Raw genomic sequence first — 26,873 nt, forward strand, 5'->3', positions numbered from 1 at the left:
GACTATGGCGTCGCTACGCAACGGGCAATTCCGTGAACCACGCGCGGTGGGGGGAGTGGGTATCGTTTGTACAGCCGCCCAAAATGGTCCCGGTTCATCCGTTCCCGGTTGCGGCGGGACAACCATTTGTACCAGCGCCGTCTGACCTCGTACAGGAAGCGGGCCAGCGATTGGCTGTTGCCGACGATCCCATAGTAGGCATAATGCCCCTTGAGTTTGCGGCTCAGGGCCGCTTGTTGGTCTGCAACCGGCCAGTGGCGGTGCATCCGGCACCAGTGGTTGATCGCCTGCAGGGAGCGGCTGAGCCGGGCTTGGGCGGTCTTGCGTTTGACGACCCAACGCCCTTTCCTTGAGCGTCCCCAGTAGTGGGTGAATCCCAGGTATTGGAAGCTCTGGCCTTTCCGTCCGGGTTTTCTGAAGTCGAGCAGGCGGGTTTTGTCCGGGTGCAGGCGCAGGCCGTATTTGGCCAGGCGCTTGCCCAGAACGGCCAATACCCGCCGGGCGTCTTCTTCCCGTTCGAACACCAGGACCGCATCGTCGGCGAACCGGACTTCGAAGGCGCTGCCTTGCAGTCGCGGTTTGACCGTCTGCTCGAACCACAGGTCGAGCACGTGATGCAGGTAGAGGTTGGCCAGCAGCGGGGAGATCACCCCACCTTGCGGTGTCCCTTGTTCGGGGTAGTGAAGCTGTCCGCTCTCCATGACGCCGGCATTCAGCCATTTACCGATCACGCGGCAGATCACGCCGTCGCGCACCCTCTGCCCCAGAAAGTTCCGCAGCCGGTCCCGGTCCACATCGTCGAAGAAGTTTTGGATGTCCAGGTCGATGACCCAGCCACCGCCCATGGCCATCAGCCCGCCCCATAGCCTCTCCAGGGCCTGGTGGGCACTGCGTCCGGGCCGGAACCCGTAGGCGCAGTCGAGAAAGTCCTGCTCGAAGATGGGTTCCAGCGCCATCAGCACCGCCCGTTGCAGCACCTTGTCTTCCAGCGTGGGAATGCCGATCGGGCGGGTCTTTCCCGTTCCCGGCTTGGGCAGGTGGACGCGCCGTACCGCAGGCGCCCGATACCGGCCGGTCTTGAACCGTTCCAGCAGGCGCGTCAGGTTCTCCTCTAAGGCGGCTGCGTATTGGGATGCAGTCACGCCGTCCACCCCGGCGGCCCCGTCCTTGCGGGTGCGCCGCCAGGCTTCTTCCAGCCACACCACGTCGATGTGGTGGGCAATCGTGGTCAGTTCCAGCTTCGGTTCGATCCGGGCCAGTTCCACTAGCTTCCGTTGTCGTGTTGAGATGTTCTCCTGGCTCGATGTCCCGGCCATCTGTCCCTCCGAAAGCCCCATCGTCCGACCTGCCGCTTCCCTCCATCGGGTCCCTTGGGGCAGGTTCCCCGACTTCCCAGGTACTATCGGCAGGCTCCGATTGCTCGATCACCTTCCCAGCGCGCTTCGTCGCCTTCGCGCGCCGGTACCCTGCTTCGTGTCCCGTTCGCTCCCATCGGCCGGACACCGCTCCGATGGGCCTGGGCCTTTTCTCACACGGCGCCCGCACCGCTCTTCCCGCAAGGAGTGATCGAGCCCTCCCAGGTTCCTGGGCGACCCTTGCCCTGCATGCCCCGCTCTTCGACCCCGGCGGAGGGATGATGCCAGGCCAGTACAGCACCACCCCTGTTGCCTTCCGTCCGTTCAATAACGTCGGCTCCGCATTCCGTACTTTCGAGGCTCCATCACGCGGCCTACAGGCCCCCTGTGTACGCTTCGCAGTCGGGATCGCTCCTCGACCACGCAACACTCGGTTCCGGCTGGTGGCCAGCCTTGGCCGGACAGGACTTGCACCTGTCAGGTCGCTCTGAAGGTTTCAGCGATGTCTTTCCTTCTACATAACTTCCTCCTTCTCCAGGCTTGGCCTGGCGCAATGAACGGTAACGATTTCCATCAGGCGCCGCATGGCATCAGCACCCCAAACCGCAAATTCACCGAAGGGCTCGCAAGTCCTGCACCGTCATTTTGACAATCCGGGGAAATCGGCATAGGCTATGACCTATGCTTCAACCGCCTTAGGGTGAATAGGATGACAACCGATACAACCCGCCGTCTTTCCCTGTTCCGCAACGGCCGCAACCAGGCCCTGCGCATTCCGCGGGATTTCGAACTGGACAGCGAGGAGGTCATCCTGCGCAAGGAAGACGGCAGGCTCATCATAGAGCCGGTTCCCCGGAGGAAAAAGCTCAAGGAATTGCTGGACGAATGGGAACCGCTGGAAGAGGAATTTCCGGACATAGAGGACGTGCCCGTGAAACCGGAAGATGTTTTTTGATGGCCGGTTTTCGCTATCTGCTCGATACTAACATTCTCTCCCATCTGATCCGCCAGCCGCAGGGCCAGGTTCGCGCCCACCTGGATCGGGTGGGGGAAGACACTCTGTGTACCAGCGTGATCGTCGCCTGTGAGCTGCGTTACGGGGCCCAGCGCAGCGGATCGGAGCGCATCGGCGCCCGGGTTGATGCGTTGCTGCAAATTCTTCCGGTTCTGCCGCTTGAACCCGAGGTTGCCGAACACTATGCGGACATCCGCACCCATCTGGAAAGCAAGGGGACGCCCATCGGACACAACGATCTTCTGATCGCCGCCCACGCCCGTCATCTGAAACTGGTCATGGTCACACACAACGTCCGCGAGTTCCGCCGGGTGCCCGGACTGCCGGTCGAAAACTGGATCGGAGAATAACGTCTTAACAGCCCCTTCGGCATCAAGAGGAGCAAAACAGCCCGGATTCCCATCTTCTTCCTCCTTCCACCCTCCGCGTGGACATCACTGTGCCTGTCGCTTACCATAAAACCATATTACTGGCTGCGAGTAGGAACGATGAAAACCACCGTGGAACTACCGGATGAACTTTACCGGCGGGCGAAAGTGGAAGCGGCGCTGCGTGGGCGAAAACTGAAAGACCTGATCGCCGAGGGGCTGCGCCGGGTTCTCGAACAACCGGCACCGGAAGCCGAGGGCGGGGAGAAAACCGAAGGCAGTGCCTGGGATCTCATGGCCGACGGCTGTGGCATCGTTCACAGCGGCAAGGGAGCCCTGGCCACCGACCCCCGCCACTTGGAGGATTTCGGTGAAACGTCCAAAGGCGATCGTTGACACCGGCCCCCTAGTGGCATTCCTCGATGAGGACGATCGCCACCACGCCTGGAGCGTGGAATGCTTCAAGCAATTGCCGCCACCGCTGTTGACTTGCGAGGCGGTCATCGCTGAAACCCTGCACCTGCTGCGTGCCTTTCCCATTGCCTGTGACCTGGTCTATCGCTGGATCGAAAACGGTCTGCTGCTGCCTGACTTTTCTCTGACCGAAGAGGCAGCCTCGGTCCGGTCATTGGTGCAACGATACCGAAACGTGCCCATGTCCCTGGCCGATGCCTGTCTGGTACGGATGGCGGAGCAACACCCGGACCATCTGATTTTTACCCTGGACTCCGATTTCCGCATCTATCGCAAACACCGCAACCGTCCGCTGAAACAGCTCACCCCCGATCCCCGGTAACCGTATCGGCCTTGCGCCAGCGCCGCAAACCGTGCTCCAGCAGCGAATACAGCGCCGGCACCACCACCATGGTCAGCAGCGTGGAGCTGACCATGCCGCCCACCACCGCCGCCGCCAGGGGGGCGGCGGTGTCGCTGGCGGCTCCCAGCCCCAGCACCGCCGGCAGCATGGTGACGATCACCGTCAGGGATGTCATCAGTACCGGCCTGAGGCGCACCGGGCAGGCCTCGCGCAGCGCCTCGTCGATGCCGCGGCCCTGGGCGCGCAGCTGATTGGTCAGGTCCACCAGCAGGATCGAGTTCTTGGCCACCAGCCCCATGAGCAGCACCAGCCCCATCATGGAGAACATGTTGAGGCTGCGGCCGGTGAGCCACAGGCCCGCCAGGCCGCCCACCACCGCCAGGGGCTGGGCGGCCATGATGACCAGGGGCTGGAGGAAGGCGTTGAACTGGCTGGCCAGCACCATGTACACCAGCACCACCGCCGCCACGAGGGCGAACAGCATGTAGCCGGCGGTCTTCTCGAACTCCTCGGCGCGGCCAATCATCTTCACCCGGTAGCCGCGCGGCAACAAACTTGCGGCGATTTGCTTGACGAGGGCGGCGGCCTCCCCCTCGGAAACCTTGGGGGTGGCGAAGAAATTGCCCGAATAGCGCAGGTCGAAGCGGGTCACCACCGCCGGCCCCACCCTTTCCTCCCAGCGGGCCACGGTGTCGAGGCGCACCAGACGGCCGCCGCTGGACCGCAGGAAGATCCTGCGCAGGTCGGCCGGGGCGCGGAAGGTTCCCTCGGCGGCCTTGAGGCGGACGTCGTAGCGCTCGCCGTCGCCGGGTTCGTCGTTGAACTTGGCCACATTGAGACCGCCGGCCAGAACGTTGACCGCCAGGGCCACCTCCCGCGCCGGCAGGCCCAGCTGGCGGGCGCGGGTGCGGTCCACCCGCAGGCGCAGCTGGGGAAGCTCCAGCTGGAGGTCGAGGTCGATGGTCCCCAGTTCCGGGTGACGGCGCAACGCCTGCAGCAGACGCCGGCTCTGTTCGGCCACGCCCGCCACGTCCGGGCCCTGGAGCACGAACTGGAGCGGCTCGCCGCGCTGGCCGCCCAGGGGCGGGATGGGCGCGGGGAAGGCCTGGAGACCGGGTATCTTTGCCAGCTCGCCGCGCAGCCGGTCGATGAGGCGGTACATGTAGGTGTCCCGCTGCCCGCGCGGCACCAGGCGCACGAAGACGTCGCCGCGGCTGGCCTGGCCGCTGGCCCCGCCGCCGATCACCGCGAACCAGGAGGCGATCTCGCGGTGGCTAGCCAGCACCTTTTCCATTTCCCGCAGGCGCCCTTCGGTGTAGCGCAGGCTGGAACCCAGGGGCGCCTTGAAGCTGATGAGAAAACGGCCCTCGTCCTCCTCCGGCAGAAAGCCCTTGCCCAGCTGGCCCAGGAAGAAGCCACTCGGCAGCACCGCCATCACTGCCAGCACCACCACCCACACCCGGTGGCGCAACGTCCACTCCAGCAAGCGGCGGTACCCGGACTCCAGGGCCCTGAAACCCCGCTCCAGCCACAGGTAGAGGGGACCGTGGCGGCGCACCACCTCGAGATAACGGGCGCACAGCATGGGCGTGAGGCTGATGGACACGAACAGGGACACCAGCACCCCCAGGCTCACCACCACCGAGAAGGAGCGGAAAAAGCTGCCGATCACCCCGCCCATGAACAGCACCGAAGCGAAGATGGACACCAGGGTCAGGCTCGCCGCCACCACCGCGAACACCACCTGCCGGGTGCCGGCTTCGGCCGCCTCAAAAGGATCGGTGCCCGGATCTTCCTCGCGGTGGCGGTAGATGTTCTCCAGCACCACGATGGCGTCGTCCACCACGATGCCGATCAGCAGCAGCAGCCCCAGCAGGGTCATGGTGTTGAAGGTGAAGCCGGCGAAATACATCACCGCCACCGCCCCAAGGAGCGACACCGGAATCGCCAGAGCGATGATCAGGGTGGCGCGCAGGTTCTTGAGAAACAGCCACACCACCAGGGCGGTCAGCAGGGTGCCCAGGACCAGATGCTCCTCAAGGGCCCCCACCAACGCCAGGATCAGGGCCAAATCGTCGATGGCGATGTCGATCCGCAGCCCCGGCGGCAGCTGGGGCAGGATTTCCTCATCGAGGCGCTGCTTGACCCGCTGGATCACCGTCACCGCGTTGGCGCCGGTGACCTTGACGATGCCGAGGCCGACGGCGGGGACGCTGTGGCAGGAGCTGGTCCTGGAGGAGGCGTCGGGGAGGACGCCGTGAACCCCTCCCTGGGGGCTTCGACGCGGAGTCCCTTCCGCGTAGACCTCCCCGCCACCTCCTCCAGGACTTGGGGAGCTTGGACATTTCCCAAAGCGCGCCAGACGCCGGGCGTCCTCGGTGCCGTCCTCCACGGTGGCAATATCGCGGAGACGGACCGTCGCCCCTCCACGCGCGGCGACGATCAGTTCCCCGATCTCCGCCGGCTTGTGGAATTCGAGGTCCAGCTTGATCAGCAGCTCCCGCTCGCGTCCCACCAGAAAGCCCCCCGGCAGCTGGAAGTGTTCCCGGGAAAAGGCGGCGACCACGTCGCCGACGGTGAGACCGTAGGCGCTCAGGCGGGCGGGGTCGAGCTGGACCCGGATGGTGCGCTCGCGGCGGCCGCCGAAGCGCACCTCGCCGACCCCGGCGACGTTCTCCAGGCGCTTCTTGATGTGGAGACGGGCGTACTGGTTGAGCTGTTGCAGGGTGCGGTCGCCGCTCAGGGTCAGCCACAGGATCGGCACCGCTCCGAATTCCACCTTGGCCACCACCGGGGTTTCGGCGTCGTCCGGCAGCTCGCTCAGCACCTGGTTGACCTTGGCCTGAACCTCGTTGAAGGCCACATCGATGTCCTTTTCCAGCTCAAAGGTGATGCGCACCACCGAAGCGCCAGGAAAGGAGTCGGACTGGACGTGCTCGATGCCCGGCACGCTGTTGACGGCGCTTTCGACGACGTTGGTGATGCTGGCGTCGATGATGTCCGGATTGGCCCCGGCCAGCACCGTGGTCACCGAGATCATGGGAAAATCGATTCGGGGATAGCGGTCCACGCCGATGCGCTCGAAAGCCACCCAGCCCGCCAGCACGATCAGGCCGTTGAGCATCCAGGTGAGGACGTGGCGGTGGATGGCCAGGCGGACCCAGTTCACCGGGTCACCTCCACCACCGCCCCGTCGGTGAGGAAACCGGCGCCGTCCACGGCCACCGGCTCCCCGGCGGCAAGGCCGTCGAGGATTTCCACCCGGCCTTCCCGCACCAGCCCGGTGCGCACCACCCGCTGTCTGGCCCGATCATCCTCGATCACATACACCACCTTGCCGGCGGGACGGACCACCACCGCCGCCTCCGGCACCGTCACGGCATTTTCGTGGCGCGCCACCTGCAGCATTCCGGTGACGCTCGCACCGGGACGCCAGTCGCCGGGATTGGCGAAATCGACGAGGATCTCGACGGCGCGGCTGCCGGGGTCGATGCGGGGGCGCAGATCGGTCACCACCGCCTCCACGGCCTGCCCCGGCGCGGCGGGAGTGGAAAGGCGCACCGGCAGGCCGGGGCGCAACCGGCCGGCCAGGGATTCGGGATAGGGCAGGCGGGCGCGCAGCCGGGTCAGGCCGGTGAGATCGAACAAAGGCGAACCCGGTTTTACGTAGTCGCCAACAGAGACGTGGCGGGCATCGACCCGGCCATTCACCGGACTGACGATCACGGTCTTGCCCAGATCGCGCTCGGCCTGCTGCAGGCGCACGCGGGCCGCCTGCAGCTGCCCCAGCAGCGCGCCCAACCGAGCCTCGGCCTCGTCCAGGGTGGACTGGCTGGCGGATTTGCGCGCCACCAGGCGGCGCAGGCGCTGCACTTTAAGGCGGGCTTCTTTGAGCAGGGCCTGAAGGCGGGTAATGTCGGCACGAGCCAGATCCCGGGCGAGACGGTAGTCCCCGGGATCGATGCAGGCCAGCGTCTGCCCCGGCGTCACCCGGTCCCCCACTTCGACGCGGGTGGCGACGATGCGCCCGGCCACCTCGGCGGCCAGCCGCGGGGCGTTCACGGCCTCCAGGGTGCCGACGCTTTCCTCCCAGATTTCCAGGTCGGCTTGGGCGGCAGGCGTCACGGTCACGGCAATGGCGGTTTCCGGCGGAGATTCCGCCGGTTTCTGCTGTCCGCAGCCGGCCAACAAAACCAGCCACACCAGCAGCCAGCGTTTCATCGGATACTCCTCAAAGCAAGCGCAACCGCTATTTCAGTAGATCACCGGCTCCGGGTCCAGATGGCGCCACAGATACCAGGCGGCGACGGTGCGGAAGGGCGCCCAGCGGCGGGCGAAGTCCTCCAGTTCCGGGCGCGGCAGTATCGGGCGGTCGAAATAGAGCCGTCCGACCGCCTTCTGCAGGCCGATGTCGCCGGGGGAGAAGACGTCCGGCTCGTGGAGGTGAAAGATGGCGAACATCTCCAGGGTCCAGGGGCCGATACCGGTGAGCTGCAGCAGTTCCCGGCGGATGTCGGCCAGGGATCGCCCCTGCCAGTGGGCATCGTTGATGCCGCGGTCGAGATAGTAGCGGGCCAGATGGCGCAGGTAGCGGATCTTGGGACGCGACAGACCCGCCCCGCGCAGGTGGCTTTCCTCTGCGGCGGCCAACGCCCTGGGGGTCACTTCCGGCAGGACGGTCTCCAGGCGCGCCCACACCCGGTCGGCGGCGCGGATGGAAATCTGCTGACCGACGATGGCGCGCACCAGGGTGCGGAAGCTGTCGCCCCGGCGCTGCAGGCGCTCGGGATAACGGGCGATCAGATCGGCCAGCACCGGATCGCGCCGTCCCAGCCAAGCGACCGCCTCGTCCCAATAGACCGGTTCGGACATGGGCTTGGGGCCACAAGATGTTAAAATTTCTCCATTTTACCGGACAGCGGACACACAGGCGCGATGGAAAAGACCTACGACCCCCACAAGATCGAACAGCACTGGTACAAAATCTGGGAGGAAAGCGGCTACTTCGCCCCCTCCGGCAAGGGCGAACCCTACTGCATCATGATTCCGCCGCCCAACGTCACCGGCAGCCTGCACATGGGCCACGCATTCCAGGACACCATCATGGACGCCCTCATCCGTTACCACCGCATGCGCGGCTACAACACCCTGTGGCAGCCGGGCACCGACCACGCCGGCATCGCCACCCAGATGGTGGTGGAGCGGCTGCTGGAACGGGAGGGCAAGACCCGCCACGACCTGGGACGGGAGAAGTTCCTGGAAAAGGTGTGGGAATGGAAGGCCCACTCCGGCGGCACCATCACCCGCCAGTTGCGCCGGCTGGGGGCGTCGGTGGACTGGTCGCGGGAGCGCTTCACTATGGACGAGGGGCTGTCGCGGGCGGTGCGCGAGGTGTTCGTGCGCCTCTACGAGGAGGGCCTGATCTACCGCGGCAAGCGCCTAGTGAACTGGGACCCGGTGCTCCACACCGCCGTCTCCGACCTGGAGGTGATCTCCGAGGAGGAAAAGGGCCACCTGTGGCACATCCGCTATCCCCTGGCCGACGGCTCCGGCCATCTGGTGGTGGCTACCACCCGCCCGGAGACTATGCTCGGGGACGTGGCCGTCGCCGTCCACCCCGAAGACGAGCGCTACCGGCATCTGATCGGTAAGACCGTGCGGCTGCCCCTGACGGACCGCGAGATCCCCGTCATTGCCGACGAGTACGTCGATCCCGAATTCGGCACCGGCTGCGTCAAGATCACCCCGGCCCACGACTTCAACGACTACGAGGTGGGCAAGCGCCACGGGCTGCCGCAGATCAACATCTTCACCCCCGACGCCCGCCTCAACGACAACGCCCCGCCCTCGTACCGGGGGCTGGACCGCTTCGAGGCCCGCCGGAAGATCGTCGCCGATCTGGAAAAGCTGGGCCTATTGGAAAAGGTCGAGGACCACGTCCTCAAGGTGCCGCGCGGCGACCGCTCCGGAGCGGTGATCGAGCCTTATCTCACCGACCAGTGGTTCGTCAAGGCCGGCCCTCTGGCGGAAGAGGCCCTGCGGGTGGTGAAGGAGGGGCAGATCCGCTTCATCCCCGAGAACTGGACCAAGACCTATTACCAGTGGCTGGAGAACATCGAGGACTGGTGCATCAGCCGCCAGATCTGGTGGGGCCACCGGATTCCGGCCTGGTACGATGCCGACGGCAACATCTACGTCGGCCGCTCGGAAGCCGAAGTGCGCGACAAGCACGGTCTCGGCGACCGTCCCCTGAAGCAGGACGAAGACGTCCTCGACACCTGGTTCTCCTCGGCCCTGTGGCCCTTCTCCACCCTCGGCTGGCCCGACAGGACCCCGGAGCTGGAGACCTTCTACCCCACCAGCGTGCTGGTGACCGGCTTCGACATCATCTTTTTCTGGGTCGCGCGCATGGTGATGATGGGGCAGAAGTTCATGGGCGACGTACCCTTCCGCGACGTGTACATCCACGGCCTGGTGCGCGACGCCCACGGCCAGAAGATGTCCAAGTCCAAGGGCAACGTCCTCGATCCCCTGGATCTGATCGACGGCATCGACCTGGAATCGCTGGTGAAAAAGCGCACCGCCGGGCTGATGCAGCCGCAGATGGCCAGACAGATTGAGCAGCAGACCCGCAAGGAGTTTCCCAGCGGCATCCCTTCCTACGGCGCCGACGCCCTGCGCTTCACCTTCGCGGCCCTGGCCACCACCGGCCGCGACATCCGCTTCGACCTGGGAAGGATCGAGGGCTACCGCAATTTCTGCAACAAGCTGTGGAACGCGGCCCGGTATGTGTTCATGAACACGGAGAACCAGGATCTCGAGGGCGAGGCCGAGCCGACGCCGGTGGACCGCTGGATCCGCTCCCGTTTTCAGCAGGCGCTAGAGACCGTCATCGAGTCGATCGAAGGCTATCGCTTCGACCTGGCCGCTCAGGCGACTTACGAGTTCCTGTGGGACGAATACTGCGACTGGTATCTGGAGCTGGCCAAGGTATCCCTGGCGGAAGGCACCCCGGCCCAGCAGCGCGCCACCCGCCAAACCCTCATCGAAGTGCTGGAGGCGTTCCTGCGCCTGGCCCACCCGATCATCCCCTTCATCACCGAGGAGATCTGGCAGAAGGCCAAGGACATCGCCGGCATCGACGGCGACACCATCATGCTGCAGCCCTTCCCCCTGCCGGACTCCGGCCGGCGCGATGCCGCAGCCGAAGGCGAGGTGGCCTGGCTGCAGCAGTTCATTCTCGGCATCCGCCGCATCCGCGGGGAGATGAACATCACCCCGAGCAAACCGCTTCCGGTCATCCTCCAGGACGGATCGACCGACGACCGCGAGCGGGTGGAACGCTGGCGTCCCTATCTGGAACGCTTCGCCCGGGTGGAATCGGTCCGCTGGCTCGAGGCCGGCGAAACCCCGCCGGAGGCGGCCATCTCCCTGGTGGACGAACTGAAGATCCTCATTCCCCTCGCCGGCCTCATCGACAAGGAAGCCGAACTGCAGCGCCTGGCCAAGGAGATCGCCCGCATCGAAAAGGAACTGCCGCGGGTGGCGGGCAAGCTCAAAAATCCCAAGTTCGTGGAGAAGGCGCCGGCAGAGGTTGTGGAGAAGGAGCGCCAGAAACTGGCGGAACTGGAAGGCCAGCTGGCTCAACTCAAGGCGCAGCAAGATCGGATCGCCGCGCTATGAGGAAAAGAAGGGAGCGCGGCAGGCGCGCTCCCGTCTCGATCGGTGTCAATCCAAACGGTTCGCGCGCAATACCCGCAGCACCGTCTTTCCTCCCTCCTGCGAGATTTGCAGATCCGCCGCATAATAGCGGCCGTTGAATTCCACCAGGGGAATGTGGGCAATGTCGCCCTCCAACGTGGTCCATGTCCGCCGCCCGGTCAAAGGCTCATAATCCAGCCTTTCCAAGGCACTTTTCAGCGGCACCGCCTCGATCAACTCGAAACGCATCTGCCCATCCTGATCGATTCTCCGCTGCAGGCGCGCCGAATAGAGCCGCTCCCCCACCTGGATGACGGGAACCGACAATTCCTCACCTTGGAGGGTCGCGATCATGGCGTTGTCCTCCGTCAGGGGCGCCAGCCCCCGCAAGGCGAAGTTGAACTGGTACATGTCATCGCTGAAAAGTTGGGTGCATTTCACTTTACCATCATCCGTTCGTTCCAGCCGGGTCAGGATGGCGAGATAATAGGTCCCCGGCTGATGGAATCCTAATTCCAACTGATTGTTGCCGCCAAAGCTGGGGTCGATACTGGCGATCAGCGCCTCTCCGAACACACCAGAATCCGCCTGGGCATACAGATGCAGGGTTTGTATCGCGTTATCCCCATCCATACAGACACCAGGCTGTCCAAGCATCTCCGGGGTCAACTTGGCGCCATCAAAAACCAGCGCGACCCAACTGCTCCCCTCATCTGAAACACATGGACCACCCTGAGGACACAGTTCGAGAAAAGCGATGTCATCACCCGGTTCGGCGACTTCGAAACGGAACCAGTCAACATCGTCAGAAAGCAACTGCCCCCGCATCGCCGCTGCGGCAGCCAAAGGATTCGCCTGATCAGGGGTATCGTTCGACTCCACTTCCACGTCGTGGAAATTCGCCAGCGGATTGCGGATTCCCGGATCGCCCAGGGACTCTCCGGTGAGGGAGAACACATAGGCCTCCTGCGTGGCGCCGTCTCCCGCCGCCGTGACCGAGAGATAATAGGTATCGGCCCACGCCAGCCGGGCGGAAGCCCTCAGAACCCCTTCCGTCAACGTTTGCCAGCTTGACAGCACGTTGCCGCCGGCATCCATCAGCTTCAGCTGCCAGCTGCCGCCGCCCGGCGCGGCCGGCACCTCCAGGTTCACCAGGACATCAGCCGCCGTGGTTCTCAGGCGGAACCAGTCCTGATCCGATGCACTGCTCAGCTGCCCGGTGACGGCGCCAGCTTCGATCGGCATCGCCGCCAGGAGATGATCGTTCGGCTCCACCTCCCGGATCGCCGTCAGCATCAGCTGATCGAACAACGCCGTTTCACGGCTGTCATTGGGCTCCAATTCGGAAATCGAGGGGGCAGCGGTGTCGCCGCCACCCTGGTTGGCATCTCCAGAATCAGGACTTCCACGATCCGCCCCCGACCCTGTACCCGTGTTATTGGCCGTTCCATCGGCCTGCGTGTTTCCACCCGTATCCGAACTGCCTGTCCCACCGAGGCTGACCCCTCCTATGCCGCCGCCCTGCAATTGATCCAACAAATCCGCCTGAGAAACGCCCAGATTTGCAACTTGAGCCAATACCGCGGCCGCTATCAAGGATTTCGTTTTCATAACCAGCGCTCCCAGTTTACAGACGGGTGGATTTCAGGACTTTGGGGGTGATGAAGATCAGCAATTCGTTCTTTTTATTGCTCTTGCCATCTTTGCGGAACATAAACCCAAATCCGGGCAAATCGCCGAAGAACGGCACTTTATCGACAGTCTTGCGCTGATCTTTCTCATAGACTCCGCCCAACACCACGGTTTCTCCATTGGCGACCTGAACGGTGGTTCTGATTTCCCGTTTGTTGATCTCCACCCCGCCGGGTGTAATTTCCCCAGGGGCGTCCTTCTTGACCAGTAGGTCCATGATGACGTTGTCGTCAGGGGTGATGTGCGGTGTCACCTCCAGCTTCAGGACCGCTTGCTTGAACTGGGTCTGAGTCCCGTTCTGACTGACGGTCTGGAACGGAATCTCCACCCCCTGTTCGATGCTGGCCTTGGTCTGGTCCTGGGTCACCACCCGCGGCATGGACAGGACATCGCCACGGTTCTCGGCTTGCAGGGCGGACAATTCCAGCTGCATCAAAAACTTGTTTAGTTTGAAGATAGCAATCCCCATTCCACCGCCGGCACCGGTACCAATAGACGCCGGCAAATCGACGATGCCATTGTTGTTCCCGAGAACGCCACCGATGATTGATTGACGGTGACCCGGGGAACCGCTTTGCTTGGCGGCGTTCAGTTTGACTCCCAACTCCCGGTTGAAGCCATCCTCGGCGATCACCACCCGCGATTCGATCAGCACCTGGCGCACCGGGCGGTCGAGCGTCCGCACCAGCTTGCGGACCGCCTCCAGGTTGGTGGGCGTGTCCTTGACAAGGAGGATGTTGGTGCGTGCGTCGATGTTCACCTCACCGCGGGGCGACAGGATCGAACCACCGGCGATGGTTTCTTCGTTTGTCTCCGTCTCCTCGAAGGTGCCGGCATACTGGGAAACCCCCTGGGTGCTGCCGCTCTGGGTCTTGCTGGTGGTGGTTGTTTTCTGCATGCCCTTCAGCACCTTCATCACATCCGCCGCCTTGGCGTAATTGAGCTGGATGATTTCGGTCTTAAGCGGCTCCTTCTGCTGGCGGAACTGAACGTGCTCCAGTTCCTTCTTTTCCAGCTTGATGATTTCGTCCAGCGGCGCCACCCAGATCACGTTGCCCTCCCGGCGCTTGCCCAGCCCCTTGGCCTTGAGCACCAGATCCAGCGCCTGGTCCCAGGGCACGTTGTTGAGGCGCAGGGTGACGTTGCCCTTGACGGTATCGGCGGCGATGATGTTGAGCCCGGTGAAGTCCGCCAGGATCTGCAGCACCGAACGGACTGGAATGTCCTGGAAGTTGAGCGACAGACGCTCGCCGGTATAGGGAAACTTCTTTTTCTTCTTCTCTTCCTTCTGCGCCCGGGTCAGGGGACGGAATTCGATGGTCAGCAGGCGGTCGGACTGATAGGAAAGGTATTCGTAGTCCGGCGTCGCCGGGGTGATCACCATGAGGACGTTGGGGCCGTCCTGGAAAATCTTGATTTGCTTGACCGGCGTCGCAAAATCCATCACGTCCAGCTCTTTGGCCCATTTGGGGGGCAGCTGGGTGCGCAGGAAGGTGGCAATCACCTTCCCCCCTTCCTCGCGCAGATCGACCAGGGTGTTGGGCTGGGCCAGAAACACCAGAATCCGGCCTTCACCCAAAGGCCCACGGCGGAAATCGACCTTCTCGATCCGCTGGGCCGGCAACCCCGCCTGGGCGGCCGGACGGGTCACCGTGGTCGCCACCGCGCCGACGCTTTCCAACAGCAGGTGGACTTCCTTATCCCTCGATTCCACCCGATAGGGCGCCGGCGCCACCAGGTTGACGACCACCCGCGTGCGGCCGCCGCCTTCGATCACGTTCACCTGGGTGACGACGCCGGTGTTCACAGTCAACGCCTTCCGGGCCAGACCATTGCGCACGCCGGGAAAATCAAGAACGATCCGGGCCGGGTTATCGGTGTGGAAGACCTTGGGCTCAACCGCCCCGGCGGTGAATACGAAACGCATCTGCAGTTTGTCGCCGGGGAGCGTGGAGAATTGAATGTCTTTGAGCTGATTTTCCTGAGCCTGGGCCGCAAAGGCCAAGAACAACCATAAGGTCCAGGCCAACATCCGCCATCCGACCTTCACCCCGCCGCCGTTTACCGTGCTGTCGTTACCCAACATGCGTCACTACCCTCTATCGTTGCTTGAAATTCATTGCCGGTCATTCCGCCAGGGCCAGACTCGCCTGCCGTTCCCGCCACGTACCCGGGCCGTCGGGGAAGATCTCCACCAGATCGATCCCTTCCTCGGTGATACGCACGATACGACCGTGATTCTTGCCCAGGTAATTGCCCGTCCTGACCCGGTAGATCGTCCCCTCCCCGGTTTGGATCAGGGCCCACAGGATGGCGTCCTTCTTCACCGTCCCGACCATGCGCAGGCTGTCCAGATCGTAGGCTTCCAAAGGCTCTTTGGGACGGGTAGGATCGGGTTTGATGCCGCTGCCGCCAGCCGCCACCTGGGGCGGCAGCGCCTGTTTGGCCGGTGCGAAGGGATCGCGCAGCCCTTCGGGGTCGAAGACGAAAGTCTCCATGATCTTGATCTCCGGCAGCGGTTCGATGCTGCCCTTGGGACGGGCCTTGACCTCCGCGACATAGGCTTCGAGATCGGAGATATCCCGATCCCCGCAGCCGACCAGGAAAACAGCCGGAATCAACGCCATAGCCTTGCGCATACGCTTGAACATCACTTTCTACCCCGCCTTCTGCCTTTCTTGCGCCGTTTCTGCCCGGTGACTTCTTCGTCCTCAAGGTAACGATAGGTCTTGATCACGGCGTTCATGACCAGGCGGTCACCGCTCTTGAGGGGATCGATGGAGACGTTGTGCACAGTGACGATCCGCGGCAGTCCCGCCAAACCGCTGACGAAGGTGCCCAGCTGTTCGTAATTGCCGATCACCCGGACCTTGATGGGCAGCTCGGCATAAAACTCCTTCTTTATCTCACCTAGGGGATGGAACAGCTCGAATTCCAGCCCGCTGGCTAGGCCGGTCTGGGAGACGTCCACCAGCAGCGCCGGAACTTCCGCCTTGTTCGGCAGCTGCCGCAGCATGTTGCCGAAGGCCTTCTCCATTTCCGCCAGCTGCGCCTTGTAGGCATCCAAGTTGGCCGCCTTCTTCTGCTTGATTTCCAGCGTCTGCTTCAGGCTGGCCTCCTGCTTGCGGGACTGTTCCAGCTGGGCGAGCTGATCCTGGGTGTCGTAATAGAACCATCCGCCCGCCACCGCCAGGGAAAGGATCAAGATGGCGGCCAGCTTGACCGGCCAGGGCCAGGTTCCCGCCGCTTCCAGGTCCCAGTTGATCTCCGCTAGATTCATGACGCGCCTCCCGCCTGACCGGCCTTGGGGTGTTGCTGGCGGATCTCCAGGGTGAAGTGCCCCTGCCTTTCATGCTTGGACTTGGATTTGGATTCGATGACCTTCAATTTCGGCTTTTCCATCCAGGGGGAAGCCTCGATGTTGCGCATGTAGGCGGAAACCCGGGCATTGGACTGGGCGATGCCGGTGACCGTCAGATGGTCGCCCTTCTGCACGATCTTGTTGAGATAGACCCCTTCGGGGACGGTGCGCGCCAAAGCATCGAACAGGTGGACGATCTCCGGGCGGCTGGACTGCAGGCGCTGGATGATCTCCATCTTGGAGATCAGCAGATCCCGCTTCTTCTCCAGATCGCGGATCTCGCGAATCTTGCGGTCGAGCACGGAGATCTGCGATTTGAGATAGCGGTTGCGCATTTCCTGATACTCAATCCGGTCCGCCAGATACAGATGGATGCCGGTCATGACGACCACCGTCAGCCCCACCCCCAAGCCGATGGCGATGAAAAATTCCTGGCGCTGCCGGCGCCGCCGTTCTTCACGCCAAGGAAGTAAGTTTATCCGCGCCATGTCAGTCGAAACTCCTCAAAGCCAAACCACAGGCGATCATCATCGCCGGAGCGTCCTGACGCAGCGCCTGGGCATCCACCCGGCTGGCCAGGGCCATGTTCACGAACGGATTCGCCACGACGGCCGGAATCCCCAGCTTCTGCGCCACCAGCCGGTCAACATCCTGAATGGAGGCACACCCTCCGACCAGCACCAGCACGTCCACATCCCGGTGGGCGCTGGAGGACAGGAAGAACTGCAGCGAACGGCCGATCTGCTGCGCCATCGCATTCTTGAAGGGCTCGAGGACCTCGCGCACGTAGCTGTCCGGCAGCCCCCCGTGCTTCTTGGCCAGCCCCGCCTCCTCGTAGGAAAGCCCGTAGCGGCGCTGGATCTCCTCGGTCAGCTGGCGGCCGCCGAAGCCCTGTTCGCGGGTATAAATGATCCGCCCCTCGTGAATGACGTTGAAGGTGGTCGTCGTTGCCCCCACATCCGCGAGCGCGATCGCCCCGCCTTTGCGATACTGCGCCAGCTGGGTCTCTATCAGCGTAAAGGCATTCTCGAGCGCACAGGCTTCCACATCGACGATGGCCGCCTTCAGGCCCGCCAGCTCTAACGCCGCGACTTGGTTGTCGACGTTCTCCCGCCGCGACGCGGCCAGCAGAATGTCGTTCATCTCCGGATTCTTGGCGTTGGGTCCGAGCACCTCGAAATCGAGGCTGACCTCGTCGAGGGAATAAGGGATGTACTGCTCCGCTTCCAGCTGAATCTGATCCTCCAGATCCTGCTCGGAATACTCGGCGGGCAGGGTGATCGTCTTGGTGATCACCGCGGAACCGGAAACCGCCACGGCAGCGTGCTTCAGCCGTGTTCCCGACTTCTTCACCGCCGCCTTGATCGCCCGGCCGATGGCCTCGACATCGGCGATATTCCTGTCGACCACGGCGTTGGGCGGCAGGGGCTCGACCCCATAACTCTCCACCCGGTAACGCCCGTTGCTGCGCCCCAACTCGATCAGCTTGACCGCGGCCGCACTGATGTCGATGCCGAGAACCGGCGGTTGCTTGCGTCTGAATAACATCACGATGTCGTCCTATGCAGCTGCGCGCCCCGGAACGGCGGACGGGCGCGTCGGTCTTAGTTCAGTCACAGGTTGTAGTATAGTTAAAAAAAAATTTCCGGCAGGATGCCGGGTTTCTTCTCGCCATTTTGAAAAGCACGTCGCAAATCTCCGGACCCTCCATGCGCAAATTCCTGATCGGGCTGTTCGAGCTCATCCTCATCGCCGCCGCCGTCGGCCTTGGCTTCGGTTTCATCGAATATCGGCGTTTGCAGGCGCAATTGCCCGACCCCGAGAGCCTGCGACACGTGGAACTGCAGACCCCCCTGGAAATCTACAGCCGGGACGGTCGCCTGATCGCCGTTTTCGGGGACAAGAAACGCGTCCCGGTCGCCATCGGGGAAGTCCCCAGGCCGCTGGTTCAGGCCTTCCTGGCTGCCGAGGACGACCGCTTCTATCAGCATCCGGGCGTCGATCCGCAGGGACTGCTGCGGGCGGCCTGGGAACTGCTGCGCACCGGACACAAACGCCAGGGCGGCAGCACGATCACCATGCAGGTGGCCCGCAATTTTTTCCTCAGCCCAGAAAAAACCTATGAACGCAAGTTCAAGGAGATCCTCCTGGCCCTGAAGATGGAACAGGTGCTGTCCAAGGACGAGATCCTGGAACTGTATCTCAACAAGATCTATCTGGGCCATCACGCCTATGGCATCGCCGCCGCCGCACAGATCTACTACGGCAAAACCCTCGAGCAGCTGACCCTGCCCGAAATGGCCATGCTGGCAGGATTGCCAAAGGCGCCGTCGCGCTTCAACCCCATTTCCGATCCGCAGCGGGCGCGGCTGCGGCGCGATTACGTCCTGCGCCGCATGCACGAGCTGGGATTCATCGACGATGACCAGTATCGCCAGGCCCTGCGGCAGCCGCTGACCGCCTCCCTGCACCAAGCGCTTGCCCCTTCGCGCCAGCTGGATGCGCCCTACGTCGCCGAACAGGTCCGCAATCAGCTCCACCAACGCTTCGGGGATGAAATCTATACCGCCGGATACCGGGTGATCACCACCCTCGACAGCCGCCTGCAGCGGGCCGCCCAAAGCGCCGTCCGCACCGGCCTGCACCGATACGACGAACGCCACGGCTACCGGGGGCAGGAGGGCCACATCGATCCTTCCCTGCCCGAATCCGAGCGCCTGCAGGCGCTGCAAGACCACACCCCGGCAGGCGCCACCGTGGCCGCCCAAGTGCTCGCCATCGACCCCGAGCTCACCCGTCTGACTGTCCTGCTCGCCTCGGGGAAGACGATCCGGCTCGACCGCAAGGGATTGGCGTGGGCCTACCGGACTTCCCGCAAGCGGCTGTCGCAACTCCGTCCCGGCGATGTCATCCGGGTCCGCCGGGACGAAACGGGGGCGTGGCGCCTGGCGCAGATCCCCCAGGTACAGGGGGCGCTGCTGTCGCTGGACAGCCGCAGCGGTGCGGTACGGGCCATGGTGGGCGGCTATGACTTCTCCCTGAGCAAATTCAACCGGACGGTGCAGTCCCAGCGCCAGCCCGGTTCCGGCTTCAAGCCCATACTCCATACCGCCGCCCTCGAGGCGGGAATGACCGCGGCCACGGTCATCAACGACGCGCCTATCGTCTACGCCAACGGCGAGAGCGAGTGGCGGCCGGAGAATTACAGCGGCAAATTCTACGGTCCCACCCGCCTTAGGGTGGCGCTGCGCAATTCCCGCAACCTGGTTTCCATCCGCCTGCTGCGGCGGATCGGCCTGGACCGGGTCATCGACACCGCGCTGCGCTTCGGCTTCCGCCCCGAGCAACTGCCGCGCACGCCCTCCCTCGCGCTGGGCAGCGGCACCGCCAGCCTGTGGGACATGGGAAGGGTGTTCAGCACCTTCGCCAACGGCGGTTTCCGGATCGAACCCTATCTGATCGAACGGATCGAACGCCGCGACGGCACCGTCATCACCCAGGCCGAACCGGCCCGCGCCTGCGACGGCTGCGACCATGCCGCCCCCCGCATCGTCGAACCCCGGGTCCATTACCTCATGCACTCCATGCTCCAGGACGTGGTACGGCGGGGAACCGCCGTCCGCGCCAAGCAGCTGGGCCGTGGCGACCTGGCCGGCAAGACGGGCACCACCAACGACCAGCGCGATGCCTGGTTCAATGGCTATGCCCCGCCGCTGGTGGCGATCGCCTGGGTGGGATTCGACGACGGCACCCCGCTCGGCCGCGGCGAAACCGGCGCCCATGCGGCCTTGCCGATCTGGATCGATTATATGAAAGTGGCCCTCGACGGCCGGCCGGAATACACCTTCCCCCAACCGGAAGGCATCGTCACCGCGCGCATCGATCCCCAGACGGGGCTGCGCACCCATGAAGACGGTATCCCGGAGCTCTTCCGGGTAGAGAATCTCCCCCCCTATCAGCCGGCCGCCAGCGGAGAACAAAGTGAAAGCCTGCTCAATGAGCTGTTCTAGCCATGCACACCCAACGCAACCGCATCCGCGTCGCCCAGCTCAGCGCCCGCATCATCATTGAGGAAGGGGTCAACGATTACGCGGTCGCCAAACGCAAGGCCGCCGAGCGGCTGGGACTGGACTGGGGCCAGAATCTGCCGGACGACGACAGCGTGACCGCCGCCCTGCAGGACTACCACCGCATCTTCCGCTTCCGCCACCAGCCGCAGTTCATCCGCCACCTGCGCCGGATGGCGCTGGAGGTGATGACCTTCCTGGAAGAGTTCTCCCCCCACCTGACCGGCGCGGTCCTGGCGGGCACCGCCGGGGAACACCAGCCCATCCAGCTGCAACTGTTTCCCGAGACTCCGGAAGCGGTCATCTGGGCCCTGGAGGAAAACGGCGTTCCCTACCGTCAGGAGGCGGACGTCCCGGTCAAACTCAACGGCCAGACCTGCCAAATTCCGGTGCTGACCCTCGACTGGCACGGCCTGGCCGTGGAAACCCGCTTGCTGCCTCCCAAGGCTCTGCGGCAGATGGGTAGACAGACGCCGCCGCGCGCCCCCATCAAGGCCCTGCGGCGCCTGCTAGCGGAAACCGCGGACTAACGCTGCTCGATCGGCCGGTAATCCCGCCGCGGCGCGCCGACGTACAGCTGCCGCGGCCGGCCGATGCGCTGCTCGGGATCGGCCTTCAATTCCAGCCAGTGCGCCACCCAACCGGCGGTCCGGGCGATGGCGAACATCACTGTGAACATGTTGACCGGGATGTTGAGGGCCTTGTAGATGATGCCGGAATAGAAATCCACGTTGGGGTACAGCCGCCGCTCAATGAAATACTCGTCGTGGAGGGCGATCTCCTCCAGACGCATCGCCAGTTCGAACAGCGGCTCGTTTGGCGAGAAGCGCGCCAGCACGTCGTGGCAGGCTTTGCGGATGATCTGCGCCCGCGGATCGTAATTCTTGTACACCCGGTGACCGAAGCCCATCAGCCGGAACGGGTCGTTCCTGTCCTTGGCACGGGCAATGTATTCCGGGATGCGTTCCGGGGTGCCGATCTCCTCCAGCATGCCCAGGACCGCCTCGTTGGCGCCTCCGTGAGCAGGACCCCACAGGGCGGCGATGCCAGCGGCGATGCAGGCGTAGGGGTTGGCGCCGGTGCTGCTGGCCAGGCGCACGGTGGAGGTGCTGGCATTCTGCTCGTGATCGGCGTGCAGGATGAACAACAGATCCAGGGTATCGACCGCGACCGGATCCAGATACCAGGCCTCATCCCCGCCCAGATGGAGCGAGGGCACCGAGAACATCATGTTGAGAAAGTTCTCGCAATAGCCCAGATCGGCGCGGGGATAGACGAAAGGCAGGCCTACCGAATGCCGGTAGCAGGCCGCCGCGATGGTGGGCATCTTGGCCAGCATGCGGATGGCTGACACCCGGCGCTGGTGCGGATCCCCCATGTCCAGCTCGCTGTGATAGAAGGCGGACAGGGAACCGACCACCCCCACCATCATCGCCATGGGATGGGCATCATAATGAAACCCTTCAAAGAACTTGCGCAGGGTTTCGTGAATCATCGCCTCCTGGCGGATGTCGGCGGCGAAGGACTGTAATTCCTCATGCTTGGGCAGCTCACCGAACATCAACAGGTAAGCTACCTCGAGGAAGGAGCTGTGGCGGGCCAGTTGCTCGATCGGATAGCCCCGATACAGCAACGTGCCCTCGTCACCGTCGATGTAGGTGATCGCGCTCCGGCAGCTGGCCGTGGAGACGAAGCCGGGATCGTAACTGAAATAGCCCAGCTTTCCCGGCAGACCACGCACGTCTATCACCGCCGGTCCCAGCCTGCCTTCCAACACCGGCAGCTCGGCAGCGTTCCCGCTGGCGGGATCGCGGATCTGGACGGTCTTGACGTCGGCCATCGGCCTTATTTGCCGCCGTACTTGCGCCGGAACTTGTCCACCCGACCGGCGGTATCGACGATCTTCTGCTTGCCGGTGTAGAAGGGATGGCAGGCGGAACAGACCTCCACATGAATGTCGCGCCCCAGGGTCGAACGGGTGTGAATCACGTTACCGCAGCTGCAGGTGATGGTGACTTCTTTGTATTCGGGATGAATACCGGCTTTCATGATTGGTTATCCTCGTGGAACAGATTGGGCACCATGATTGCAGCCAGAAGCTGCAACGAAAACGATTTATCTTAGGAGAGCTTGCAATCATTTACAAGCCGCCCTGCAAACGGTTGTATTTTAACAGCAATATGATAAGGTTTCCGACCATTTAAGCACAGGCAGACAAGGCATGCTTCGAAACGGGACGTGGATCGCGCTCACACTTCTGGTTGCCGAAGGACTGACGGCAGACCCGCTGGATCAGGCCATCCGCACCGAAACCCAGACCCTCCAGCAGGCCGCCCAAAGCCAGAAACGCATCGACCGTCTGGACGACGCCACCCGGCGGATGCTCGACGAATACCGGCGCACCCTGCGGGAGGCTGAAACCTTGAAGACTTACGTCGCCCACCTGCAAAAGCTGGTGGAATCCCAGCGCCGGGAAAAGGCCGAGCTGGCCCGCCAGCTGGAGGAAATCGCCCGCGCCGAGCGCGAAATCGTCCCTCTGATGCTGGAAATGGTCAACACCCTGGACCGTTTCGTCGCCCTGGACACCCCCTTCCTGCCCGAGGAACGGCGCCAGCGGATCGACCAGCTCAAAGCCATGCTCGACTCCGCCGAGGTTTCCACGGCGGAGAAGTTCCGCCGCATCCTCGAGGCGTATCAGATAGAAAACGATTACGCCAAGACCATCGAGGCCTATCGTGACGAACTGGCCCTGGAGGGCGAAAAGCGTCCGGTGGACTTCCTCCGCATCGGCCGGGTCGCCCTGTTCTATCAGACCCTCGACGGGGAAACCTCCGGCTTCTGGAACCCGCGCCAGAAACGCTGGGAAACACTGCCCGACGACTACCGCCGCACCATCCGCGAGGGGCTGCGCATCGCCCGCAAGGAGGCCGCCCCCGACCTGCTGACCCTGCCGCTGCCGACCGCAGAGGAGGCGAAATGAGATTCCCGACCTGGCTGCTGGCGGCGTGTCTGCTTCTTCCCATCAGCGCAGCGGCGGCGGATCTCGACCAGCTGCTGGCCGAAGTCAAACGCCAGCAGACCCGGCTGTCCCAGGTGGACAGGCAGCGCGAAGCCCGTTTTCTGGCAGAGAAACAGCGCCGCCAGCAATTGCTGGCCGAGGCCAAAGCCCGGCTCAAGGCACTGGAGAAACAGGCCGAGGATCTCAAGGCCGAGTTCGAAACCAACCGCCAGGCTCTGCTGGAACTGGAAGAGAAACTCCAGGCCAGCAGCGGGGTCTTGGGGGAAATCGTCGGCACCGTGCGCCAGGTCGCCGGCGATCTGAAGGCCGATTTGCAGCAGTCGCTGGTTTCGGCCCAGTACCCGGGGCGGGCCGCCAGGCTGGCGCCCATCGCCGACAGCAAGCGCCTGCCCACTCTGGAACAGCTGCAGACCCTCTGGACCTTGATGCTGGAGGAAATGACCGAAGCCGGCAAAGTGGTCCGCTTTCAGCGGGAGATTCTCGCCAGTGACGGCAAACCCTTCGAAACCGACGTGGTTCGCATCGGCGTCTTCAATGCCATTGCCGCGCCCGGCTATCTGCGTTATCTGCCGGAAACCGAACAGCTGATGGTGCTGTCGCGCCAGCCTGAGGGCAAACCGCTGAGGCTGGCCCGCGACTTTCTAAGCGCCCAGGGTGACCGGGCGCCGGTGGCCATCGACCCGACCCGGGGCGTGCTCCTGGAAATGCTGACCCACACTCCGAATGTCTGGGAACGCATTCAGCAGGGCGGACTGATCGGTTACATCATCCTGGCGCTGGGCGCGATCGGGCTGGTGATCGTCGCCGTCCGCCTGACGGTGCTGTGGCGTGTCGGCAAACGGGTGGAGGCACAGCTGGAGGAAGTGGAACAACCGCGCGACGACAATCCCCTGGGCCGCATCTTCCTGACGGCGCTGGGCGCCAAAAGCACCGATCCCGAAACCCTGGAAGCGCTGCTCGACGAGGCGATCCTGCGGGAGATCCCGCCGCTGGAGCGGGGCCAGTCGCTGGTGAAACTGCTCGCCGCCGTCGCTCCCCTGCTCGGTCTGCTCGGCACCGTCACCGGCATGATCCAGACCTTCCAGGCGATCAGCCTGTTCGGCACCGGGGATCCCAAGCTGATGGCCGGCGGCATCTCCCAGGCCCTGGTCACCACCATGCTGGGGCTTGCGGTGGCGATCCCGCTGCTGTTCCTCCACGCCCTCCTGGCCAGCCGCAGCCGCACGATCATTTTGATCCTGGAGGAGCAAAGCGCGGGGCTGGTCAGCCAGATCCTGGAAAAACACCGCGGATGACGATGGCGTGGATCGAGGCCGTCAACGATTTCATCGCCCAGGGGGGGACGGTGGTCAAGCTGATCCTGGTGGCCGCGGTGATGCTGTGGACCCTGGTGACGGAGCGTTATCTGTTTTTCCTCTGGGTCTATCCGCGCTTGCAGCGCCAATGGCTGCAGCGCTGGCACCAGCGCCGGGACAAACACTCCTGGTACGCGCTCAAGATCCGCGAACGCCTGATTTCCGAAGCCCGCCTGCAGCTGCGCCGCACCCTGCCGCTGATCAAGGTCCTCGTCTCCCTGAGCCCGCTGCTGGGGCTGTTCGGAACCGTGAACGGCATGATCCACATGTTCGACGCCCTGGCCGTGTTCGGCACCGGCAACGCCCGCGCCATGGCGACCCACATCTCCCACGCCACCCTGCCCACCCTGGCCGGCATGACCCTGGCGATCGCCGGGTTGTATGCCAGCCAGCGGATTGAAAGACGGGTGGAAGCCGCAACCCGCCACTTGAGCGACCAGCTCCACTTCGAATGATGCGACGCCACCGTTACCAGCCAGCCGATGACGACAGCGGGGAAATCAACCTGACCCCGATGCTCGACATCATTTTCATCATGCTGATTTTCTTCATCGTCACCACCTCCTTCGTCAAGGAAGCCGGCATCGAGGTCAACCGCCCCAGTGCCCAAACCGCCGAGCGCCAGGAGCACGGCAACATCGTCGTCGCCATCAAGGCAAACGGGGAAATCTGGATCGACAAGCGGCCGGTGGACATCCGCGCGGTTCGCGCCGTCGTCGCCCGGCTGCGGGCCGAGAACCCCCTCGGGACAGTCATCATCGCCGCCGACCGGGACGCCAAGGTCAGCATCCTGACCCGGGTGATGGATCAAATCCGTCTGGCCGGGGTTACCGACATGGCCATCGCCGCCACCGCAGAACCGCGATGACGCCTTCTCCCCGTCATCTCTGGCTACCGGCGCTGCTGCTGGGATCGGCCATCACCCTGGGTCTGTTCTGGTTGATGGCGCTGATGGTCCAGGGTGGCCAGTTGGAGCTGCAAAAGACCGAGGCCAGGCGGCTGGTGGATTTCATCCGCCTCAAGCAGGCGCCCAAACCGCCGCCCCCCACTCGGCGTCCCCCGCCCAAACCGCCGGAGAAGGAGCCGCCGCCACCCCAGCCACAGCTGGCCACCCCCAGACCGGTGGCCAACGTCACCCCGGACATCGACATCCCAGCGCTGGACGTTCCCCTGTCGAGCCGGCTGCAGGGATCGCTGCTGGCGGGGATCGACGTCGCCAAAGCCGGTCCCAAGGCCAGCGGCCAGGTGATCCCGCTGGTGCGCATTAAGCCGCGTTATCCGATGCGGGCCCGGATGCGCCGGATCGAGGGGTGGGTCAAACTGGAATTCACCATCACCCCGGAAGGCACCGTCACCGATGTCAAAGTGGTGGAATCCCATCCCAAAGGCGTCTTCGAACGGGCCGCCATCAAGGCGATCTCGCTCTGGAAATTCAAGCCCCTGATCGCCGACGGCCGGCCGACGGCCCAGCGTGCGGTCCAGGTTCTGGAATTCAAACTACAGAAATGACCATGCGCCGCCGGTTGCTTTCTTTCCTTCTCACGCTCTCGCTCGCAGCGGCTGCCCAGGCGGCGCAGGTCAGCCCGCAGACCTTTCGCACCCTGGAAAAGGCCGGAAAACTGCTCGATCAGCGCCATTACGATCAGGCGATCCAACTGCTGCGACAGCGCCTGGAAAAAAACCGGCGCCAAGGCGGAAAAGGCCCTGCTGCTTCGCGCTCTGGGCGCCGCCTATGCCGCCAAGGGAGATTACCGCCAGGCCGCCCGTTACCTGCAGCAGGCGCTCGACAGCGGTGCCCTGCCACAATCTCAGGCCCGTGAAGCGCTTAGAACCCTGGGACAGCTCTACCTCGCCCTGGATCAGCCGCGCCAGGCCGCCGCCCTGCTGGAACGGTGGCTGAAAACCCAACCGGAGATCCGCGCCGAGGATCACCTGCTGCTGGCCCAGGTCTATACCCGTCTGGAACGTTACCGGGCAGCCCTCGCCCAGCTGAACCAGGCCATCGCCAAAGCCGACCGCCCCAGGGACGAGTGGCTGCAGCTGCGGATCGGCATCAATTATCAGCTCAAGCGTTACAACGCCGCGATCGCCGACCTGAGAACCCTCATCCGCCGCCATCCCAA

Annotated in this window: 24 protein-coding genes and 1 pseudogene; 13 read left to right on the top strand and 12 right to left on the bottom strand. The window is 63.9% G+C overall.

The features are described 5' to 3' along the window. Positions 1–2: 2 nt before the first annotated feature. On the bottom strand, positions 3–1,337 hold the full coding sequence (gene ltrA / locus MCIT9_RS10830; protein ID WP_317704480.1) for a group II intron reverse transcriptase/maturase: 1,335 nt from the start codon (positions 1,335–1,337) through the stop codon (positions 3–5). Between the two features lie 727 nt (positions 1,338–2,064). Here ltrA and MCIT9_RS10835 point away from each other — a divergent pair. The 4 genes from MCIT9_RS10835 (at position 2,065) to MCIT9_RS10850 (ending at position 3,534) form a co-directional block, all read left to right on the top strand. Continuing rightward, a complete protein-coding gene (locus MCIT9_RS10835) occupies positions 2,065–2,310 on the top strand; it encodes an antitoxin (protein ID WP_317704900.1) in 246 nt (81 codons plus the stop codon). Then, on the top strand, positions 2,310–2,720 hold the full coding sequence (locus MCIT9_RS10840) for a type II toxin-antitoxin system VapC family toxin (protein WP_317704901.1): 411 nt from the start codon (positions 2,310–2,312) through the stop codon (positions 2,718–2,720). Before MCIT9_RS10835 ends, MCIT9_RS10840 begins: the two co-directional genes overlap by 1 nt. A 138-nt stretch (positions 2,721–2,858) precedes the next feature. After that, complete coding sequence (locus tag MCIT9_RS10845) at positions 2,859–3,134, top strand: hypothetical protein (protein ID WP_317704902.1); 276 nt, start codon at positions 2,859–2,861, stop codon at positions 3,132–3,134. Then, a complete protein-coding gene (locus MCIT9_RS10850; RefSeq protein ID WP_317704903.1) occupies positions 3,109–3,534 on the top strand; it encodes a type II toxin-antitoxin system VapC family toxin in 426 nt (141 codons plus the stop codon). The genes MCIT9_RS10845 and MCIT9_RS10850 overlap by 26 nt, the downstream gene beginning before the upstream one ends. Here the strand turns inward: MCIT9_RS10850 and MCIT9_RS10855 are convergent. The 3 genes from MCIT9_RS10855 to MCIT9_RS10865 are packed head-to-tail and all read right to left on the bottom strand — an operon-like array spanning position 3,515 to position 8,427. Continuing rightward, positions 3,515–6,724 (bottom strand): efflux RND transporter permease subunit, encoded by a 3,210-nt coding sequence (locus MCIT9_RS10855; RefSeq protein WP_317704904.1) that lies wholly within the window; start codon positions 6,722–6,724, stop codon positions 3,515–3,517. The two genes, MCIT9_RS10850 and MCIT9_RS10855, sit on opposite strands and share 20 nt — an antisense overlap. Next, positions 6,721–7,776, bottom strand: coding sequence for an efflux RND transporter periplasmic adaptor subunit (locus MCIT9_RS10860; protein WP_317704905.1), 1,056 nt, complete (start codon positions 7,774–7,776; stop codon positions 6,721–6,723). Before MCIT9_RS10860 ends, MCIT9_RS10855 begins: the two co-directional genes overlap by 4 nt. Positions 7,777–7,809: 33 nt before the next feature. Beyond that, positions 7,810–8,427: a DNA-3-methyladenine glycosylase family protein gene (locus MCIT9_RS10865; RefSeq protein WP_317704906.1), complete on the bottom strand. Its 618-nt coding sequence runs from the start codon at positions 8,425–8,427 to the stop codon at positions 7,810–7,812. Positions 8,428–8,490: 63 nt separating this feature from the next. On the opposite strand from MCIT9_RS10865, the gene MCIT9_RS10870 reads away from it, so the two are divergent. After that, positions 8,491–11,238, top strand: coding sequence for a valine--tRNA ligase (locus MCIT9_RS10870; RefSeq protein WP_317704907.1), 2,748 nt, complete (start codon positions 8,491–8,493; stop codon positions 11,236–11,238). Positions 11,239–11,283: 45 nt separating this feature from the next. Here MCIT9_RS10870 and MCIT9_RS10875 read toward each other — a convergent pair whose 3' ends face one another. The 6 genes from MCIT9_RS10875 to MCIT9_RS10900 form a co-directional block, all read right to left on the bottom strand. Then, positions 11,284–12,867: a hypothetical protein gene (locus MCIT9_RS10875; RefSeq protein ID WP_317704908.1), complete on the bottom strand. Its 1,584-nt coding sequence runs from the start codon at positions 12,865–12,867 to the stop codon at positions 11,284–11,286. 16 nt (positions 12,868–12,883) lie between these two features. Then, the gene (locus tag MCIT9_RS10880) at positions 12,884–14,980 is read right to left on the bottom strand and encodes a type IV pilus secretin PilQ (protein ID WP_317704909.1); all 2,097 of its coding nucleotides are present in this window, start codon (positions 14,978–14,980) and stop codon (positions 12,884–12,886) included. A 94-nt stretch (positions 14,981–15,074) separates the two neighbouring features. Then, entirely contained in the window at positions 15,075–15,575 is a 501-nt protein-coding gene (locus MCIT9_RS10885; protein ID WP_317704910.1) for a pilus assembly protein PilP, read from the bottom strand. A 23-nt stretch (positions 15,576–15,598) separates the two neighbouring features. Further along, positions 15,599–16,228, bottom strand: coding sequence for a type IV pilus inner membrane component PilO (locus tag MCIT9_RS10890; RefSeq protein ID WP_317704911.1), 630 nt, complete (start codon positions 16,226–16,228; stop codon positions 15,599–15,601). Continuing rightward, positions 16,225–16,797: a PilN domain-containing protein gene (locus MCIT9_RS10895; RefSeq protein ID WP_317704912.1), complete on the bottom strand. Its 573-nt coding sequence runs from the start codon at positions 16,795–16,797 to the stop codon at positions 16,225–16,227. The genes MCIT9_RS10890 and MCIT9_RS10895 overlap by 4 nt, the downstream gene beginning before the upstream one ends. Position 16,798: 1 nt before the next feature. After that, positions 16,799–17,860 (bottom strand): pilus assembly protein PilM, encoded by a 1,062-nt coding sequence (locus MCIT9_RS10900; RefSeq protein ID WP_317704913.1) that lies wholly within the window; start codon positions 17,858–17,860, stop codon positions 16,799–16,801. Between the two features lie 158 nt (positions 17,861–18,018). On the opposite strand from MCIT9_RS10900, the gene MCIT9_RS10905 reads away from it, so the two are divergent. After that, on the top strand, positions 18,019–20,319 hold the full coding sequence (locus MCIT9_RS10905; RefSeq protein WP_317704914.1) for a penicillin-binding protein 1A: 2,301 nt from the start codon (positions 18,019–18,021) through the stop codon (positions 20,317–20,319). A 2-nt stretch (positions 20,320–20,321) separates the two neighbouring features. After that, positions 20,322–20,906: a hypothetical protein gene (locus tag MCIT9_RS10910; RefSeq protein ID WP_317704915.1), complete on the top strand. Its 585-nt coding sequence runs from the start codon at positions 20,322–20,324 to the stop codon at positions 20,904–20,906. Here the strand turns inward: MCIT9_RS10910 and MCIT9_RS10915 are convergent. Continuing rightward, a complete protein-coding gene (locus MCIT9_RS10915; protein ID WP_317704916.1) occupies positions 20,903–22,216 on the bottom strand; it encodes a citrate synthase in 1,314 nt (437 codons plus the stop codon). The genes MCIT9_RS10910 and MCIT9_RS10915 overlap by 4 nt on opposite strands. Before the next feature lie 5 nt (positions 22,217–22,221). Continuing rightward, positions 22,222–22,425, bottom strand: coding sequence for a 50S ribosomal protein L31 (gene rpmE / locus MCIT9_RS10920; protein ID WP_317704917.1), 204 nt, complete (start codon positions 22,423–22,425; stop codon positions 22,222–22,224). Between the two features lie 172 nt (positions 22,426–22,597). Here rpmE and MCIT9_RS10925 point away from each other — a divergent pair, with 172 nt between their 5' ends. From MCIT9_RS10925 to MCIT9_RS13710, 6 genes and pseudogenes are all read left to right on the top strand, one after another. Continuing rightward, the gene (locus MCIT9_RS10925) at positions 22,598–23,356 is read left to right on the top strand and encodes a DUF3450 domain-containing protein (protein WP_317704918.1); all 759 of its coding nucleotides are present in this window, start codon (positions 22,598–22,600) and stop codon (positions 23,354–23,356) included. Continuing rightward, a complete protein-coding gene (locus MCIT9_RS10930) occupies positions 23,353–24,690 on the top strand; it encodes a DUF3450 family protein (protein WP_317704919.1) in 1,338 nt (445 codons plus the stop codon). The genes MCIT9_RS10925 and MCIT9_RS10930 overlap by 4 nt, the downstream gene beginning before the upstream one ends. Beyond that, positions 24,687–25,205, top strand: a complete 519-nt coding sequence (locus MCIT9_RS10935; RefSeq protein ID WP_317704920.1) for a MotA/TolQ/ExbB proton channel family protein — start codon at positions 24,687–24,689, stop codon at positions 25,203–25,205. Before MCIT9_RS10930 ends, MCIT9_RS10935 begins: the two co-directional genes overlap by 4 nt. Next, positions 25,202–25,618 (top strand): ExbD/TolR family protein, encoded by a 417-nt coding sequence (locus tag MCIT9_RS10940; protein WP_479724321.1) that lies wholly within the window; start codon positions 25,202–25,204, stop codon positions 25,616–25,618. Before MCIT9_RS10935 ends, MCIT9_RS10940 begins: the two co-directional genes overlap by 4 nt. Further along, positions 25,615–26,259 carry an energy transducer TonB gene (locus tag MCIT9_RS10945; protein WP_317704921.1) on the top strand — a complete coding sequence of 215 codons (645 nt, stop codon included), beginning with the start codon at positions 25,615–25,617 and terminating at the stop codon, positions 26,257–26,259. Before MCIT9_RS10940 ends, MCIT9_RS10945 begins: the two co-directional genes overlap by 4 nt. Positions 26,260–26,469: 210 nt before the next feature. Next, positions 26,470–26,817 (top strand): annotated as a pseudogene (locus tag MCIT9_RS13710) (tetratricopeptide repeat protein); the annotation flags it as partial. Positions 26,818–26,873: the final 56 nt, after the last annotated feature.

The organism is Methylomarinovum caldicuralii (genome assembly GCF_033126985.1).
Lineage (GTDB): Bacteria > Pseudomonadota > Gammaproteobacteria > Methylococcales > Methylothermaceae > Methylohalobius > Methylohalobius caldicuralii.

Bases quoted from the DNA above. Each gene is read 5' to 3' on its own strand.
- ltrA (WP_317704480.1), bottom strand. From the start codon at position 1,337: ATGGGGCTTTCGGAGGGACAGATGGCCGGGACATCGAGCCAGGAGAAC.
- MCIT9_RS10835 (WP_317704900.1), top strand. From the start codon at position 2,065: ATGACAACCGATACAACCCGCCGTCTTTCCCTGTTCCGCAACGGCCGC.
- MCIT9_RS10840 (WP_317704901.1), top strand. From the start codon at position 2,310: ATGGCCGGTTTTCGCTATCTGCTCGATACTAACATTCTCTCCCATCTG.
- MCIT9_RS10845 (WP_317704902.1), top strand. From the start codon at position 2,859: ATGAAAACCACCGTGGAACTACCGGATGAACTTTACCGGCGGGCGAAA.
- MCIT9_RS10860 (WP_317704905.1), bottom strand. From the start codon at position 7,776: ATGAAACGCTGGCTGCTGGTGTGGCTGGTTTTGTTGGCCGGCTGCGGA.
- MCIT9_RS10865 (WP_317704906.1), bottom strand. From the start codon at position 8,427: ATGTCCGAACCGGTCTATTGGGACGAGGCGGTCGCTTGGCTGGGACGG.
- MCIT9_RS10870 (WP_317704907.1), top strand. From the start codon at position 8,491: ATGGAAAAGACCTACGACCCCCACAAGATCGAACAGCACTGGTACAAA.
- MCIT9_RS10875 (WP_317704908.1), bottom strand. From the start codon at position 12,867: ATGAAAACGAAATCCTTGATAGCGGCCGCGGTATTGGCTCAAGTTGCA.
- MCIT9_RS10880 (WP_317704909.1), bottom strand. From the start codon at position 14,980: ATGTTGGCCTGGACCTTATGGTTGTTCTTGGCCTTTGCGGCCCAGGCT.
- MCIT9_RS10885 (WP_317704910.1), bottom strand. From the start codon at position 15,575: ATGGCGTTGATTCCGGCTGTTTTCCTGGTCGGCTGCGGGGATCGGGAT.
- MCIT9_RS10890 (WP_317704911.1), bottom strand. From the start codon at position 16,228: ATGAATCTAGCGGAGATCAACTGGGACCTGGAAGCGGCGGGAACCTGG.
- MCIT9_RS10895 (WP_317704912.1), bottom strand. From the start codon at position 16,797: ATGGCGCGGATAAACTTACTTCCTTGGCGTGAAGAACGGCGGCGCCGG.
- MCIT9_RS10905 (WP_317704914.1), top strand. From the start codon at position 18,019: ATGCGCAAATTCCTGATCGGGCTGTTCGAGCTCATCCTCATCGCCGCC.
- MCIT9_RS10910 (WP_317704915.1), top strand. From the start codon at position 20,322: ATGCACACCCAACGCAACCGCATCCGCGTCGCCCAGCTCAGCGCCCGC.
- MCIT9_RS10915 (WP_317704916.1), bottom strand. From the start codon at position 22,216: ATGGCCGACGTCAAGACCGTCCAGATCCGCGATCCCGCCAGCGGGAAC.
- rpmE (WP_317704917.1), bottom strand. From the start codon at position 22,425: ATGAAAGCCGGTATTCATCCCGAATACAAAGAAGTCACCATCACCTGC.
- MCIT9_RS10925 (WP_317704918.1), top strand. From the start codon at position 22,598: ATGCTTCGAAACGGGACGTGGATCGCGCTCACACTTCTGGTTGCCGAA.
- MCIT9_RS10930 (WP_317704919.1), top strand. From the start codon at position 23,353: ATGAGATTCCCGACCTGGCTGCTGGCGGCGTGTCTGCTTCTTCCCATC.
- MCIT9_RS10935 (WP_317704920.1), top strand. From the start codon at position 24,687: ATGACGATGGCGTGGATCGAGGCCGTCAACGATTTCATCGCCCAGGGG.
- MCIT9_RS10940 (WP_479724321.1), top strand. From the start codon at position 25,202: ATGATGCGACGCCACCGTTACCAGCCAGCCGATGACGACAGCGGGGAA.
- MCIT9_RS10945 (WP_317704921.1), top strand. From the start codon at position 25,615: ATGACGCCTTCTCCCCGTCATCTCTGGCTACCGGCGCTGCTGCTGGGA.